Annotated in this window: 16 protein-coding genes; 2 read left to right on the top strand and 14 right to left on the bottom strand. The window is 66.6% G+C overall.

Annotated features, from left to right (window positions below):
- The first annotated feature begins 18 nt into the window (after positions 1–18).
- A complete protein-coding gene (locus CFR76_RS09810) occupies positions 19–522 on the top strand; it encodes a CinA family protein (RefSeq protein WP_110556979.1) in 504 nt (167 codons plus the stop codon).
- Positions 523–668: 146 nt separating this feature from the next.
- On the opposite strand, the gene CFR76_RS09805 is transcribed toward CFR76_RS09810, so the two are convergent.
- The 14 genes from CFR76_RS09805 to CFR76_RS09745 form a co-directional block, all read right to left on the bottom strand.
- The gene (locus CFR76_RS09805) at positions 669–959 is read right to left on the bottom strand and encodes a hypothetical protein (RefSeq protein ID WP_208623968.1); all 291 of its coding nucleotides are present in this window, start codon (positions 957–959) and stop codon (positions 669–671) included.
- A 38-nt stretch (positions 960–997) separates the two neighbouring features.
- Entirely contained in the window at positions 998–1,486 is a 489-nt protein-coding gene (locus CFR76_RS09800) for a type II toxin-antitoxin system RatA family toxin (protein ID WP_110556978.1), read from the bottom strand.
- Complete coding sequence (gene lipA / locus CFR76_RS09795; RefSeq protein ID WP_110556977.1) at positions 1,486–2,478, bottom strand: lipoyl synthase; 993 nt, start codon at positions 2,476–2,478, stop codon at positions 1,486–1,488. The genes CFR76_RS09800 and lipA overlap by 1 nt, the downstream gene beginning before the upstream one ends.
- 59 nt (positions 2,479–2,537) lie before the next feature.
- Positions 2,538–2,687, bottom strand: coding sequence for a hypothetical protein (locus tag CFR76_RS18030; RefSeq protein ID WP_167402103.1), 150 nt, complete (start codon positions 2,685–2,687; stop codon positions 2,538–2,540).
- A 26-nt stretch (positions 2,688–2,713) separates the two neighbouring features.
- Positions 2,714–4,123 (bottom strand): dihydrolipoyl dehydrogenase, encoded by a 1,410-nt coding sequence (gene lpdA, locus CFR76_RS09790; protein WP_110556976.1) that lies wholly within the window; start codon positions 4,121–4,123, stop codon positions 2,714–2,716.
- Between the two features lie 12 nt (positions 4,124–4,135).
- Positions 4,136–5,392 carry a pyruvate dehydrogenase complex dihydrolipoamide acetyltransferase gene (locus CFR76_RS09785; RefSeq protein ID WP_110557049.1) on the bottom strand — a complete coding sequence of 419 codons (1,257 nt, stop codon included), beginning with the start codon at positions 5,390–5,392 and terminating at the stop codon, positions 4,136–4,138.
- Positions 5,393–5,406: 14 nt separating this feature from the next.
- Positions 5,407–6,765 carry a pyruvate dehydrogenase complex E1 component subunit beta gene (locus CFR76_RS09780; protein ID WP_110556975.1) on the bottom strand — a complete coding sequence of 453 codons (1,359 nt, stop codon included), beginning with the start codon at positions 6,763–6,765 and terminating at the stop codon, positions 5,407–5,409.
- A gap of 7 nt (positions 6,766–6,772) precedes the next feature.
- On the bottom strand, positions 6,773–7,732 hold the full coding sequence (pdhA, locus tag CFR76_RS09775; RefSeq protein WP_244191879.1) for a pyruvate dehydrogenase (acetyl-transferring) E1 component subunit alpha: 960 nt from the start codon (positions 7,730–7,732) through the stop codon (positions 6,773–6,775).
- A gap of 131 nt (positions 7,733–7,863) precedes the next feature.
- Positions 7,864–8,355 carry a cyclic pyranopterin monophosphate synthase MoaC gene (gene moaC, locus CFR76_RS09770; RefSeq protein ID WP_110556973.1) on the bottom strand — a complete coding sequence of 164 codons (492 nt, stop codon included), beginning with the start codon at positions 8,353–8,355 and terminating at the stop codon, positions 7,864–7,866.
- On the bottom strand, positions 8,352–9,242 hold the full coding sequence (trpC, locus tag CFR76_RS09765) for an indole-3-glycerol phosphate synthase TrpC (RefSeq protein WP_408884367.1): 891 nt from the start codon (positions 9,240–9,242) through the stop codon (positions 8,352–8,354). Before trpC ends, moaC begins: the two co-directional genes overlap by 4 nt.
- Before the next feature lie 3 nt (positions 9,243–9,245).
- Positions 9,246–10,580 carry an anthranilate phosphoribosyltransferase gene (trpD, locus tag CFR76_RS09760; RefSeq protein ID WP_110556971.1) on the bottom strand — a complete coding sequence of 445 codons (1,335 nt, stop codon included), beginning with the start codon at positions 10,578–10,580 and terminating at the stop codon, positions 9,246–9,248.
- Between the two features lie 6 nt (positions 10,581–10,586).
- Positions 10,587–11,183 (bottom strand): anthranilate synthase component II, encoded by a 597-nt coding sequence (locus tag CFR76_RS09755; RefSeq protein ID WP_110556970.1) that lies wholly within the window; start codon positions 11,181–11,183, stop codon positions 10,587–10,589.
- A gap of 103 nt (positions 11,184–11,286) precedes the next feature.
- Positions 11,287–12,855 (bottom strand): anthranilate synthase component I, encoded by a 1,569-nt coding sequence (gene trpE / locus CFR76_RS09750; protein WP_110556969.1) that lies wholly within the window; start codon positions 12,853–12,855, stop codon positions 11,287–11,289.
- Positions 12,852–14,843: a peptidylprolyl isomerase gene (locus CFR76_RS09745; protein ID WP_110556968.1), complete on the bottom strand. Its 1,992-nt coding sequence runs from the start codon at positions 14,841–14,843 to the stop codon at positions 12,852–12,854. The genes trpE and CFR76_RS09745 overlap by 4 nt, the downstream gene beginning before the upstream one ends.
- Positions 14,844–15,049: 206 nt before the next feature.
- Here CFR76_RS09745 and tpiA point away from each other — a divergent pair, with 206 nt between their 5' ends.
- Positions 15,050–15,793 carry a triose-phosphate isomerase gene (tpiA, locus tag CFR76_RS09740; protein ID WP_110556967.1) on the top strand — a complete coding sequence of 248 codons (744 nt, stop codon included), beginning with the start codon at positions 15,050–15,052 and terminating at the stop codon, positions 15,791–15,793.
- The last annotated feature ends 29 nt before the right edge of the window (positions 15,794–15,822 follow it).

The following is a 15,822-nucleotide window of genomic DNA, read 5'->3' as shown; positions in this document are numbered from 1 at the left end:
GAAAGGAGACCATAGCGGATGTTACCTGATACCTTCCTGGCCCGCATGCCCGACGCGCTGGCCCGCTTCCGTTCGGCGGGGTGCCGGGTCGTCACGGCGGAAAGCTGCACCGGCGGCCTGCTGGCGGCCGCCCTGACTGAGGCCGCCGGGGCGTCGGACGTGGTATGCGGCGGATTTGTCACCTATTCCAACAGCATGAAGGCCCATGCGCTGGGCGTGCCCGCGAAGCTGCTGGAACAGTACGGCGCGGTCAGCCGCGAGGTCGCCGCCGCGATGGCGCAGGGCGCGCTGGCCCATGCGCCCGACGCCAACCTGTCCCTCGCCATTACCGGCATCGCCGGCCCCGGCGGGGCGACGGCGGGCAAGCCGGTGGGGCTGGTCTGGTTCGCCGTGGCCACCAGCGGCACGGTGGATACGGTATCCCATATCTTCACGGGGGAACGGTGGGACGTGCGCACGCAGGCCGTGCGCACGGCGCTGGCCCTGCTGCTGGACCACGCGGGGCGGCTGTCGGCGGAATAGGCCGCCGGGTCAGGATGTTATAAAAGTTTTTGGGTGCTGCCGTTTTTCAAAAAGGCGGCGTTCTTTCGAAGCTTTTGCAAAAAGCTTCACCAAAAACTTCCTTTAATTTTAAAGCGCTATCACGAACTAACTTTTCAAACAGTCTCTTAGTATCCAGCAACCGTACTGCCGGTTTCGGGCACGCGGATGGCTGGCGCGGTCTGGCCCGTGCCTTCGGCCTGCACCGGGTGGCCGGGGGCCGCCGTGGTCGCGGCGGGCACGGCCTTGAGCGAGGCGCGGGCCTTCTGCAGGCTCTGGTTGTTCAGGTCGGCGGTTTCCGCATCGCTGGCGGCAACGGATTCCCTGCTGGCGTGATGCGACGACGCGGGGGCTGCGAACGCAGGCTGCGCCATGCACAGCAGCACGCCCCCTGCCATGGCGGTGATGATGGTTTTCATGCTGGGTCTTTCCCTGTCCGGTTTTACGTAAGGGGATGTCAGGCGTTACCGGCCTTGGCCGGGCCGACGGGTTGCTGCGGTGCGGTAAGGGCGGGCGGCGGCCCGTAGATGTCACGCGCCCGGCGGATGAAGGCGGAAACCATGAGCCGCACCGCTTCGTTGAACACCACGCCAATCGCCGCCTGCAACAGGCGGGAGCGGAATTCGAAATCCACGAAGAAATCGACCAGGCACCCGCGCGGTTCGGGGGTGAAGGTCCAGACGTTGTTCAGGTAGCGGAACGGCCCCTTTTCATAACTGACCCGGATGGTATTGGGCGCTTCGAGCAGGACGCGGCTGGTGAACGTCTCCCGGAACGGGCCAAAGCCGATGGTCAGGTCGGCCACCAGTTCATCCGCCGTGCGGGTGCGCACGCGCGCGCTGGTGCACCACGGCAGGAACTGGGGGTATTTCCCGACGTCGGCCACCAGGTCAAAAAGCTGGCTGGGGGTATAGGCGATAAGCCGACGTTCGGCATGGGTGGGCATCACTTCATCTCCGTTGCGCCACGTTCTGTCCGCAGGCGTTGTTCACGTGCGGCGCGCAGTTCCGCAAAATCAGAATCCGCATGGTACGATGACCGTGTCAGTGGCGAGGAACTGACCTGCAGGAACCCCTTCACACGGGCCATGCCCGCATAATCGGTGAATTCCTCGGGCGTTACAAACCGGGCCACCGCAGCATGCTTCACTGTCGGTTGGAGATATTGCCCCAGGGTGATGAAATCAACGTCCGCAATCCGCAGGTCATCCATGACCTGGAGTATTTCGGCCCGTTCTTCCCCCAGTCCCAGCATCAGTCCCGATTTCGTGAAGATGGACGGGTCCAGCCGCTTCACGTCATCCAGCAGGCGCATCGACTGGTAATACCGCGCGCCGGGCCGGATGGTGGGATACAGCCGGGGCACGGTTTCAAGGTTGTGGTTGAACACGTCGGGCCGTGCCGCCACCACGATTTCCAGGCTGCCGGGCTTGCGCAGGAAGTCAGGCGTCAGGATTTCGATCGTGGTGTCGGGGGCGGCGGCGCGTATGGCCGCGATCACGCGCGCGAAGTGATGCGCGCCACCATCGGGCAGGTCGTCGCGGTCCACCGATGTTATGACGACATGCCGCAGGCCCAGCTTGGCCACCGCGTCGGCCACGCGCTGCGGCTCATCCCCGTCCAGCGCGTGCGGCAGGCCCGTCGTGACATTGCAGAACGCGCAGGCGCGGGTGCAGATCTCGCCCATGATCATCATGGTGGCGTGGCGCTGGGACCAGCATTCGCCGATATTGGGGCAGGCCGCTTCCTCGCACACCGTGACCAGCTTGTTGTCGCGCATGAGCTGGCGCGTCTCGTGATAGGTCGGGTGGTTGGGCGCGCGCACGCGTATCCACTCGGGCTTGCGCGCGATAGGGTTGTCGGGCCGGTGTGCCTTTTCGGGGTGTCGCTGTGCGGCCTCCCCTTTCTTCCGGTGATCGATCATCAAACGCACGGACATGACGCAAAAATTCCCGTAAACAGGCAGATAATCAGAAGTGTAACGCCTGCCCCACCACGTCAAGCGTTCTTGCCGCCTTCGTCCCGGCAGGGGATCACAACCGCACGATCAGCGCGGTCATCCCTTGCCTTCCGGACAACAGAAAGTTTCTGGCGAAGCTTTTTGTAAAAAGCTTCGAAGAACGCCGCCTTTTTGAAAAAAAGCGGCACCCAAAAACTTTTTCCTTATTTATCAATTAGATATGCAATGCCCCGTCATAGGCCGCCAGCACCGCTTCGTGCATGGTTTCCGATATGGTGGGATGCGGGAAGATGGTTTCCTTCAGTTCCGCGTCCGTCAGTTCCCCGGTGCGGGCAATGACGTAGCCCTGGATCATCTCGGTCACTTCCGCGCCGACCATGTGCGCGCCCAGCAATTCGCCGGTGGCGTCGTCGAATATGGTCTTGACCATGCCCTCCGGCTCGCCCATCGCGATCGCCTTGCCATTGCCGATGAAGGGGAAGCGCCCGATACGCAGCTTGTGGCCCGCCGCCTTCGCCTTTTCTTCCGTCATGCCGACGGACGCCACCTGCGGGCGGCAATAGGTGCAGCCGGGAATGTTCAGCGGATTGATCGGGTGGACACTGCGGCCCGCGATCTGTTCGGCCACCATCACGCCCTCATGGCTGGCCTTGTGCGCAAGCCATGGGGCGCCGGCGATGTCGCCAATGGCGTACACCCCCTTTTCCCCCGTGCGGCAGTAGGGATCGACCCTGATATGGGTGCGGTCCACTTCGATCGCGGTGCCCTCGAGGCCGATATTCTCGACATTGCCGACAATGCCGACCGCCGAGATCACGCGCTCCACCGTGACCTGCTGCACCTTGCCGCCCACGGTCACGTCGATGGTGACGGCGTTGTCGCCCTTGCGGATCGCGCCCAGCCTGGCCCCGGTCAGGATCTTCATCCCCTGCTTTTCCAGCGCCTTGCGGGCAAAGGCGCTGATTTCGGCATCTTCCACCGGCAGGATGCGCTCGGCGACTTCCACAATCGTCACCTCCGCGCCCATGTTGCGGTAGAAGGAGGCGAATTCGACCCCGATCGCCCCCGACCCGATCACCAGCAGGCTGCGCGGCAGTTCTTTCGGCACCATCGCCTCGCGATAGGACCAGACCAGCTTGCCATCGGGTTCCAGCCCCGGCAGCACGCGCGCGCGCGCGCCCGTGGCCACGACCACGTTGGGTGCGGTCAGGGTGGCGGTTTCCTTCCCATCCACGCTGACCGATACCGTGCGCTGCCCGCCCGCAGTACCCGCCAGCCTGCCAAAGCCGTTGATGACCGTGACCTTGTGCTTTTTCAGCAGGTGGGCGACACCGGCCGAAAGCTGGGCCGCGACATTGCGGGAGCGCTTGATGACGCTGGCGAAGTCAAAGCGCACATTGTCCGCCGCAAAGCCGAACTCGCCAAGGTTGTGCAGCATGTGGTTGATTTCGGATGCGCGCAGCAGCGCCTTGGTCGGGATGCAGCCCCAGTTGAGGCAGATGCCCCCAAGCTGTGCCGCCTCGACCACCGCGACCTTCAGCCCGAGCTGGCCCGCGCGGATGGCCGCGACATAACCGCCCGGCCCGCCGCCGATGATAATGACATCAAATTGCGTGGTGCTCATCAGACCGTTTCCTCAGACCACAAGGCTCATGGGGTTTTCAACCACATCGCGGAAGGCCGAAACCCATTCCGCCGCCAGCGCGCCGTCCACCACGCGGTGGTCGACCGACAGGGTCACGGTCATGACGGTGGCGACGGTGATGTCATCCCCCTGCACCACCGGCCTGCGTTCCCCCGCCGCAATGGCGAGGATACCGGCCTGTGGCGGGTTGAGGATGGCGGAAAACGCCTTCACCCCGTACATCCCCATGTTGGAGATGGAGAACGTGCCGCCCTGGAATTCCTCCGGCTTCAGCCTGCCCGCCCGCGCACGCGCGGCCAGGTCGCGGATTTCGGTGCTGATCTGGCGCAGGCCCTTGGTGTCGGCACGGCGGACGATGGGCGTGATCAGCCCGTCGGGGATGGAGACGGCGACGGAAATATCCACGTCGTCATAAACCAGCGTCGCGTCATCGCTGTAGGCCACGTTGACCTTCGGCACGCGGCGCAGCGTCAGGGCGGCTGCCTTCACCAGCATGTCGTTGACGGAAATCTTGTACGCGCCCGGCCCCTCGGCGGGGGATGCGGCGTTCAACTGCTTGCGCAGCGCCATCAGCGCGTCAAGCCGCACGTCCATTTCGACATAGAAATGCGGGACGGTGGTCTTGGCTTCCGTCAGCCTGCGCGCGATCACCCTGCGCATGGTGGAATGCGGCACACTTTCATACCCGGCGCCGGCCGCCACGGGGGCTGCGGGCGGGGTCGCGGGTTGCGGCGCGGGGGCCGGGGCCGCCGGTGCGGTGGCGGCCTGTTCCACGTCCCGGCGCACGATGCGCCCGTTGGGGCCGCTGCCTTTCAGCGTGGACAGGTCAATGCCTTTCCGCGTCGCGATCCGGCGCGCCAGCGGGGAGGCGAATACCCGTTTCCCCGTGGTTGCCGGGGCGGGCGCGGGCGCGGCCTGCGGCGCGGGGGCCGTGGCGGGCGTCGAAGTAGCTGCCGGTGCCGCCGCCTGCGCTGCAGGGGCGGACGCGGCGGCGGGCACGCTTTCGCCTTCGGCCACCAGAATGCCGATGGGCGTGTTGACGGCTATGCCTTCCGTCCCTTCCGGGATCAGGATACGGCCCAGCACGCCTTCATCCACGGCCTCGACTTCCATCGTGGCCTTGTCGGTCTCGATTTCGGCAATCACGTCGCCTGCGGCGATCGCGTCGCCTTCCGCCTTGAGCCAGCGCGCCAGCTTGCCTTCCTTCATGGTGGGCGACAGGGCGGGCATCAGGATGTTGATGGACATCGTGCGGTCCCCCTTCACACAACCTGCCGGACGGCATTGATGATCCAGTCCGGGTTGGGCAGCGCGAGTTTTTCAAGGTTGGCGGCGAACGGCATGGGCACGTCGGCCCCGGCCACGCGCACCGGCGGGGCGTCAAGGTAGTCGAAGGCGTACTCGATCACCTGCATGGCGATTTCAGCGCCAATGCCCGCGAACGGCCAGCCTTCTTCCACCGTGACCAGGCGGCTGGTCTTTTTCACGCTGTCCACGATGGTCTGGGTATCCAGCGGGCGGATGGTGCGCAGGTTGATGACCTCGGCCTCGATCCCCTGCTCCGCCAGTTTGGCCGCCGCTTCCAGCGCCGTGCCCACCATGATGGAGAAGGCGACGATGGTGACATCCGTGCCCGCGCGCTCGATCTTCGCCTTGCCGATGGGCAGGATGAAATCCTCATCCACCGGGCAGGGAAAACGCTGTCCGTACAGGATCTCGTTTTCAAGGAAGATGACCGGGTTGGGATCGCGGATGGCGGCGCGCAGCAGGCCCTTGGCGTCCGCCGCCGACCAGGGTGCGACCACCTTCAGCCCCGGCACATGGCCGTACCAGCTTGCAAAGCACTGCGAATGCTGCGCGCCCACGCGGGCGGCGGCCCCATTGGGGCCACGGAACACGATGGGGCACGACATCTGCCCGCCCGACATGTAGCGCGTCTTGGCGGCGGAATTGATGATCTGGTCAATGGCCTGCATGGCGAAGTTCATGGTCATGAACTCGACGATCGGCTTCAGCCCCGTCAGCGCGGCGCCAATGGCCATGCCGGTAAAGCCCTGTTCGGTAATGGGGGTGTCGATCACCCGCTTTTCGCCAAACTGGTCCAGCAACCCCTGCGAGACCTTGTACGCGCCCTGGTACTGCGCCACTTCCTCACCGATCAGGAACACATCCCCGTCACGGGCCAGTTCGGCGGCCATGGCGTCGCGCAGGGCTTCGCGCACGGTAATCTCGGCGGTTTCGCCCCAGTCCCTTTCCGGCTGGGCCGATACGGGCGGCGCGCCGGGGGCGGCAGGCGTCGGGCCACAGGACGGCGGGGCGGCAGGTGTTGCCGTCGCGGCGTCGGGGGCAGCGGCGGCGGGCTGTGCGTCCGCACCCTCGCCTTCGGCCAGCAGGATGGCGATGGGCGTGTTGACGGCCACGTTTTCCGTCCCCTCGGGGACCAGGATGCGGCCCATGATGCCTTCATCCACGGCCTCGACTTCCATCGTGGCCTTGTCGGTCTCGATTTCCGCAATCACGTCGCCAGCCGCAATGGCATCGCCCGGCCTGCGCAGCCAGCGCGCGACCTTGCCCTCCTTCATCGTGGGGGACAGGGCGGGCATGAGTATTTCTGTTGCCATCTCTAATTCAGCTTCCTACCAGGATGTCCGTCCACAGTTCCGAGGGGTCAGGCTCGGGACTGGTCTGGGCAAACTCCGCCGCGTCAAGCACGACCGCCTTGACCTTGTCATCCATCGCCTTCAGGTCGCTTTCGGCAACCCCGCGTTCCAGCAGTTCGCGGCGCACGCGGTCGATGGGGTCATGGTTCTTGCGGATTTCGTCCACTTCCGAACGCTGGCGGTATTTCGCGGGGTCGGACATGGAATGGCCACGGTAGCGGTAGGTATCGACCTCCATCAGCACCGGCCCCTTGCCCGCGCGGCAATGCGCCACGGCTTCGGCCGCAGCCGCCCGCACGGCCTCGACATCCATGCCATCGACATACATGCCCGGGATGCCCCACGGTTCCCCATTGCGCCACAACGCCTTGGAGGCGGAGGCGCGTTCAACGCTGGTGCCCATGCCGTAGCGGTTGTTTTCCAGCACGAACAGGCAGGGCAGCTTGTGGAGTGCCGCAAGGTTGAAGCTTTCGTAAACCTGGCCCTGGTTCGATGCGCCCTCGCCATAATACGTGACCGAGACTTCATCCGTGCCGCGATACTTGTTGGCGAAGGCCAGCCCGATGCCCAGCGAGACCTGCGCGCCGACGATGCCGTGCCCGCCATAGAAATGCTTTTCGGAGGAGAACATGTGCATCGACCCCCCCTTGCCGTGGGAATAGCCGCCCTCGCGCCCGGTCAGTTCCGCCATCACCCCGCGCGGGTCCATGCCGGCGGCCAGCATCTGCCCGTGGTCACGGTAGGAGGTGATGATCTTGTCCCCCTGCTTCAGCTCCATCTGGACCCCGACCACGACGGCTTCCTGCCCGATATACAGGTGGCAGAAACCGCCGATCAGCCCCATGCCATAAAGCTGGCCCGCGCGCTCCTCGAACCGGCGGATCAGGACCATCTGGTAATAGGCTTCCTTCAGGTCGGCCTCGGTCATGGTCCGGCTGTTATGGCCACCGGACAGGCCAGGATCTGTCTCGTTACTCATCAAACGTCCTCAGGTTCATGTTTCCTGCGCCACGCCTGCGCGGGCATGGCAATCGGGCCGGTACCGTGGCCGGCATGCCGTCATGACGTGGCGGCACGGTCATAAGCGCCCGACGCCCCGCCGGATTTATGGATCACGTGTATCTGACCGATTTCCATGTCACGTTCCACGGCCTTGCACATGTCATACAGCGTCAGCGCCGCGACGGAGGCGGCGGTCAGGGCCTCCATCTCCACCCCGGTCGGCCCGGTTGTGCGCACGCGGGCGGTGATCTCGATCCCCTCGCCCGCCGCGTCGGGCGCCAGGTCCACCCTGACCGATGCGATGGCCAGCGGGTGGCATAGCGGGATCAGGTCCGACGTTTTCTTCGCCGCCATGATGCCCGCGATCCGCGCGGTGGCCAGCACGTCGCCCTTTGGCATCGCGCCCGACAGGATCATGGCCAGTGTCGCGGGCCGCATCCTGATATGGCCATGCGCCACGGCCTCGCGCCGCGTGTCGGGCTTGGCCGAGACATCGACCATGACCGCATGCCCCGCCGCATCAAGGTGTGACAGGCGCCCGCCCGTCATGGCGCGGCGCTGTCGGCCGGCGCGTCCGGCGCGGTGCCCAGCAGTTCGTGCACGGCGGCTCCCACGTCCTCATGCCGCAGCAGGCTTTCCCCCACCAGGAAGCCCGACGCGCCCACGGCGTTCAGCTTCACCACGTCGGCATGGGTGCGGATGCCGCTTTCGGACACGATGATCCGGTCGGGCGGCACCAGCGGGGCCAGGCGGCAGGTGGTCTCGATATCCGTCTGCAACGTTTTCAGGTTGCGGTTGTTGATGCCGATCAGCGAGGTATCAAGCGCCAGGGCGCGGTTCAGCTCGCCCTCGTCATGCACTTCCACCAGCACGTCCATGTCCAGCCCGCGCGCGATGTCCAGCAGTTCGGCCGCTTCCGCATCGGTCAGGATGGCCATGATCAGCAGGATGCAGTCCGCCCCGATCAGGCGGCTTTCATGCACCTGCCACGGGTCGATGATGAAGTCCTTGCGCAGCAGCGGCAGCTTGCACGCCTCGCGCACGCGGGTCAGGTCTTCCGCGCTGCCGTGGAAGCACGACCCTTCCGTCAGGACCGAAATGCACGCCGCCCCCGCCTTTTCATATTCCTGCGCGATCACGGTCGGTTCGTAATCGGGGCGCAGGATGCCGGCGGATGGCGACGCCTTCTTGATTTCCGCGATCAGCCCGATCTGGTGGTCGGCGGTCTTCTGCTTCAGCGCCTGCCCGAAGCCGCGCGGCGGCGTGGTCACTTCGCGCGCGCGCGCCGTGATTTCCTTCAGCGGGATGACCTTGGCACGCTGCGCCACGTCCACCCGGGTCCGTGCACAGATACGTTCCAGAACATCGGGAATGCTGTCCACATCCACGGGCTGGACACTGCCTGTCTGGGGGGAGGTCATTGGCGTGTCGTTCATTTTCTACCCTGTTACTCTGTTTGGCATGTCCGCCCGGAAATTCCGGACAGCCTCCAGCACGGCCAAGACCGCACCCTTATCAAGCGCATCGGCCGCAAGGCCGACATGCGCGCGCAGGGCGGCGTAATCGATCGCGCCGCCCCGGATAATACTGTCGCCCCGCCCCGCCACGTGCAACGCCACCGCGGCGTTCAGCAGCACGGTATCACGATAGGCCCCGCGCGCGCCGCGCGCCAGCGCGCGCAGGGCGGCGGCGTTATGCGCGGGCGCGCCACCGGCGATGGCCGAAATCGGCGCGGGCGCAAGCCCCGCCTGCCCCGCATCCACGACCACGGACGTGACCTGCCCGCCTTCGAGGAGGGTGGCATGGTTGGGACCGGCCAACGTCAGTTCGTCAATGTAGCGCCCATCGCCGCAATCCCCGCATATGGCCCATACCCGCGCCGACCCGGTCGCCTGCAATGTCCGGACCATGGGGTCCAGCCAGTGGGGGGAAAACACGCCCACCATCTGCCGCGTCACCCCCGCCGGGTTACATAGCGGGCCAAGCAGGTTGAAAATGGTGCGAAAGCCCAGCGCCCGGCGCACCGCGCCGACATGCCGCATGGCGGGATGGTGATTTGTGGCGGCAAGGAAGGCCAGCTTATGCTGCGCCACCATGCTGCCGATCGGCCCGTGCCGCGCCGGCAGCGGCACCCCCAGTTCCAGCAGCACGTCCGTCGCCCCCGAGCGCGAGGACAGCGCGCGGTTGCCATGCTTGACCACCGGCACCCCCAGCGCGGCCAGCACGAACGCCACGGCGGTGGACACGTTCAGCGTGCCCAGGCCGTCGCCCCCGGTGCCGCATACGTCAATCGCCCCCGGCGGCATGCCGGGCACCGCCACCATGCGCGCGCGCATGGCGCGCACGGCGGCCTCCAGTTCGGTCACGCTCTCGCCGCGCATGTGCAGCGCGGTCAGGAAGGCCGCCAGCGCGCCATCTGGCACCAGCCCGTCCATGATCTGGTCAAAGGCCGCCTGCGCCCTGTCCGCATCCAGCGCGTGGCCCGCCAGCGTCCAGTCCAGTATTTCGCGGAATTCCGGCGTCATGGTGGTGGTCGCGGGCGCGCGATGGCGCAGTTCGGCCTCCAGTTCCACCGGGTCGGACAGGATGCGGCCGTGCATGTACAGCCCGGTCAGGAAGGCGATGGCGGGAATTTCGTCCACCATTCCCGCCCTGATGGCGTCCAGCGCCCCCTTGACCTGTTCAGGCGCCACGACTTCGCCGCCCGCGACACGCCCCATGATATTGCGGAACGTGGTGCTGGCGGCCGAGGCGCTGTCCCTGCTGCTGGCCATTACCGTTCAGGCGGCCTTGCGCGGTGTGTTGGAGCCGCGTGCGATGGACAGGAAATTGCCCATGATCTCGTGGCCGTATTCCGATGCGATGCTTTCGGGGTGGAACTGCACGCCAAAGATCGGCAGGCTGGCGTGGCGCAGGCCCATGATGACGCCATCGGATGTATGCGCGGTCGCCACCAGCGTATCGGGCAGGCTGTCGGGGTCGATCGTCAGGCTGTGGTAGCGGGTGGCGCTGAACGGGTCGGGCAGGCCGGCGAAGATATCGGTCCCGTCATGGTACACCGGCGAGACCTTGCCATGCATCGGCACGGGCGCGCGCACGACTTTCCCGCCAAAGACCTGGCCGATCGCCTGGTGGCCAAGGCAGACGCCAAAAACCGGCACCCGGCCCGCCGCCGCCGCGATCAGGTCGCAGCAGATCCCGGCTTCGTTGGGCGAACACGGGCCGGGGGAGATGACGATCGCCTCCGGCCTGAGCGCCAGCGCGTCATCCACGCTGATCGCGTCATTGCGATAGACATCACACTTTTCCCCCAGGTCCCCCAGGTAGTGGACGAGGTTGAAGGTGAAGCTGTCATAATTGTCGATCAGGAGGATCATGGGCGTATCATGGCTTTTCCGCTGGGCCGGGTCAAACCCTCAAGGTCCGGCCCGGCGTGTCTCCCCCCATCCTTATCATGCGCGCGCCCGCCATCAAAATGCCTTATGCGTCGTCGCCGCTGGCAAAACGCACCGCTTCCTCCGCCGCGCGGAACAGGGCGCGGGCCTTCTGGCGGGTTTCCTCGTATTCCGCGTCGGGCACGCTGTCGGCCACGACGCCGCAGCCCGCCTGCACGTACATCCGCCCGTCCTTGACCACCGCCATGCGCAGGCCGATGCAGGTATCCATGTCGCCATCGGGGCCGAAATAGCCGATGCACCCGGCATAGGTGGCGCGCCGGGTGGGTTCGACCTCATCGATTATTTCCATGGCGCGGATCTTGGGCGCGCCCGTCAGCGTGCCCGCGGGGAAGCCCGACATCAGCGCGTCCAGCGCCTCAAGGTCAGGGCGCAGCGTGCCTTCCACGTTTGACGAGATATGCATGACATGGCTGAAGCGTTCGATCACGAATTGCTCCGTCACCCTGACCGAACCCAGTTCACACACCTTTCCCACGTCGTTGCGGCCAAGGTCGATCAGCATCAGGTGCTCGGCGCGTTCCTTGGGGTCGGCCAGCAGTTCGGCCTCCAGCGCCAGATCCTCCTCCGTCGTGCGGCCACGCGGGCGGGTGCCAGCCAGCGGGCGCACGGTCATGGTGCCCTCGCGCAGGCGCACCAGGATCTCGGGCGAGGACCCCACAAGGCTGAACCCGTCAAGGTCAAGGTAGAACAGGAAGGGCGCGGGGTTGATGCGCCGCAGCGCGCGGTACAGCGCGAATGGCGGCAGGCTGAAGGCCGCGCTGAAACGCTGGCTGGGCACGATCTGGAAGGCGTCGCCCGCCGCGATGTAGTCCTGCAGCCTGCGCACCATGGCGCAGAATTCCGCCCGCGTCATGGTGGATTGCGGCACGGGGGCCGCGATCGCGCCCGCTGGCCCGTCGGGCAGCTCGACCGGGGTGGACAGGGCCGCGCGGGCCTGTTGCAGGCGGTCCTGCGCCGCGTCCCACACGGCTTCGGCCGTCTGGCCCGGCGTGGGGCGCAGGGGGGCGGCCAGCAGCAGTTCGTCGCGCACCGTATCGAATATCGCGAACAGGCCGGGCCGGATCATGATGCCTTCGGGCAGGTCGAGGTCATCAATCGGCATGTCGGGCAGGTGCTCGACCTGCCGGATCATGTCGTAGCCAAGGTAGCCGAATACGCCGCCGGTCATGGGCGGCAGCCCTTCGGGCAGGTCCATGCGGCTTGCGTGCAGGATGCGGCGCAGGGACACCAGCGGCGCATCGGCCTCGGGCACGAAAACATGGGTGGGGGCCGAAGGGTCGGTACACACGCTGGCCCGCCCGTCATGGCAGCGCCAGATCAGGTCGGGCAGCAGGCCGATGACCGAATACCGCCCGCGCGACGTGCCGCCCTCGACACTTTCCAGCAGGAAGGCGTTATGCCCGCCATTGCCGCCGCCATGGCTGCGCGCAAGGCGCGACAGCCGCAGGAAGGCCGCCACCGGCGTCAGCAGGTCCGCAGGCTCCACCCGCCACGCCACGGCGCCCCGGCCCGCGCGCAGGTCGGCCAGGGCCGTCGCGCGCTGGGCGGCATCAGCGGTCCGAAAGGAGGGGCGTGGGGCGTCTGCTGTCACTGTGCTGTTCCCGTGTTCTGGCTGCCTGTTACGTCCGCCATGACCGCGCGGATGGCGGCATTGTTCGGCTTTGGCTTGACCACGCCTTCCAGCGCGTTGCCGTAGCCCATTTCAAGGTCATCGCCCATCGACTGGGTCAGGCCCGCGCGCACGCGGTCGTACAGGGTCTTCTGCGTGGCGGGGTCGGGGTGGTTGATGGCGGTCAGCGTCGCGACCACGTACATGTCACCCGCCTCGGTCATCACGCCCTGCCCCGGCTGGGTCAGGCGGAAGATCAGGGCCGCGACCTCACGCGGGATTTCCGGCGCGGGCTGCATGGGCGAAATCGGCTGGCTGTGTTCCAGCCCGGCAATGGCGGGGCTGACATGGCCCAGGCCGCCCTGCGCCTGCGCCTGCGTGTAATACGTGGTGGCCTGCTGGTCGGCCATGTGGCGGCGGGCATCGGCCAGCCATGCGGCGTTCACGCGCGCCCCGGCCTCAGCCAGCGTCAGGGCATGGCCCGGGGTCACGCCATCAACCGATACCGCGTACCATACGCCATCCGGCCCCTGCACCAGTTCGGGGTTCGCCCCCTTCGCCTGTGAAAAGATGCGGGCCACGACCGCCTGCCGCACCGCGTCACTGCCCGGGATCGGGGCGGGCGCGCCATCATGCGTAAGACCCGATGCGTCCACGTCGCCCGACACGGCGGTGGCGCCCAGGTCGGCCGGGATGGAATCCAGCCCGCCACCGGCAATGGCGTCCTGCACCTTCTGCACCCGGTCGGCCAGCACCGCCTGCGCGCGGGCATGGGCGATCTGGTCATGCAACGCCTGGCGTACCTCATCAAACGGGGTGGCGTGGGCGGGGGTGATGCCGGTTACGCGAAAGACGACCCAGCCGCCCTCGCTCTTGACCGGCCCCTGCGTCGCGTTGGCGGGGGCTGCGAAAACCTGCCGGCCCAGGTCGGCGGATGGCACGTCGGTGACCTTCATGCCCGGCAGTTCGACGGCGGCGGCGTCCTTGCCCGCGTCCTTTTGCACCTGCGCCCATGCGCTGGCGTCCGTCCACTGCGCGCGCAGCGCGGTGGCGCGCGCCTCGGTCGGCACGGTCACGATCTGCACGTCGCGGCGTTCGGGCGCGTTGAAGGTCTGGGCCTGCGCGTCATACGCCTTGTGCAGGTCATCATCCGAAATGGCGATCTGGCGGCCGATGGTGTCCGCCGACAGCACGACAATGCGGGCATGGCGGAATTCGGGGGCCACGAATTCCCACGGGTGGTTGGCGTGGTAGCGCGCAAGCTGGGCGGCCGTGGGGGTGGCTGTAACCGGCTGGCTGTCGAACGGCACGCGCACGAGGTCGATGGTGCGGGTCTGGGCCTCGAAATCGAACAGGCGGCGGGCCATCACGGCGGGCACGGTGGCGCCATCGCGAATCGGCTGCAACAGCACGCGCGACGCCTGTTCCTGGCGCACCAGCTCAACCAGCCGCCCTTCGGACATGCCGGTGCGGCGCAGGCGGTCATTGAACAGCGCGCGGTCGAACTGCCCGTCACGCCCCCTGAACGCGGGGATGGAGAAGATTTCGTCCCGCACCACGGAATCGGGCACGATCAGGCCGTGGCGGTCGGCCGCTTCGGCAATTTCGGCCTGCAGCACAAGGCGGGTCAACACCTGCTGGGCGATCTGTTCGCGCGTGGCGGCCGGTATCTGCGACGGGTCGGACAGGTGCATGGACTGCGCCACCTGCGGCATTTCGGACTGCAACGCGTTCTGGTACGACTGCACCAGTATGGGGCGGTCGCCCACGCGGGCCACGACATCGGCGCGTTCGGTGCCGATGTTCATCAGCACGTCGCCCACGCCAAAGCCGATGAAGGCCAGGAAAAACAGCCCGGCGACGATGCGGCCCACCCATGAATCGACAAACACGCGATACAGAAAAGATAGCATGAAAAACCCTGCGCCAGCACCAAGACAAAGCCGGATGGAACAGGGCGTGCGCACCATGCGCCCCCATGCGGGCGCCCTGTTTTCCGGTCGGGCACCATACGGTCACGCCAGCGGTTTGACCAGCACAAGGATGCACGCACGCCCGCGATGCGGCGCATGCGGGTTGCAACCGGGGTCGCGCCATGGTGTAGGCTGCACCCCCATGACAGCCATGCCGCACGCCGCGCAGGCGGCGCGTCACGGCATGGCGCAGGAGTGGAAACATGAAGCAGATAATTGTCGGCAACTGGAAGATGAACGGCCTGTGCGCGGATGCCGACGCGCTGGTGGACGGGCTGGCGGCGGAACTGGCCACGCTGTCCCCCCGGGCCGATGTCGTGGTCTGCCCGCCGTTCACGCAACTGGCCCGCCTTGCGCCGAAGGTGAGGCAGGCCGGCATGAAACTGGGCGCGCAGGACTGCCACAAGGACAAATCCGGGGCGCATACCGGCGACATTTCCGCCCCCATGCTGGCCGACCTTGGGGTGGAATACGTCATCCTTGGCCATTCCGAACGCCGGGCCGAACACCATGAGCTGGACGAGACCGTGCGTGAAAAGACGGTCGCGGCCATGGCGGCGGGCCTGACCCCCATCGTGTGCGTGGGCGAAAACGACGACCAGCGTTCCGCCGGGGATTCGCAGGCCACCGTGGGCTGGCAGCTTGAAGGCTCGCTGCCGCAGGGATTCAGGGGGATCGTGGCCTACGAACCCATCTGGGCCATCGGCACGGGGCAGGCCGCGTCCCAGCAGGATATCGCCGACATGGCCGCCTTCATCCGCGCCGAACTGGTGCGGCAGTTCGGTGATGCTGGCAAAACGATCCAAATCCTTTATGGTGGGTCCGTTAACGCACGCAATGTCACCGATATCCTGCCTGTCGAACACGTGGACGGGGCGCTGGTGGGCAATGCCAGCCTGAAGGCCGACGCCTTCGTGCCGCTTGTCCGCGCCGCCCGCGCCTCGTGATTGCCGCGCGGCGGGCGGGGATCTACTGG

Source organism: Komagataeibacter swingsii (assembly GCF_003207895.1).
GTDB lineage: Bacteria > Pseudomonadota > Alphaproteobacteria > Acetobacterales > Acetobacteraceae > Komagataeibacter > Komagataeibacter swingsii.
Note: the sequence above shows the minus strand (reverse complement) of the source record. Positions and strands in the feature narration are given on the sequence as shown.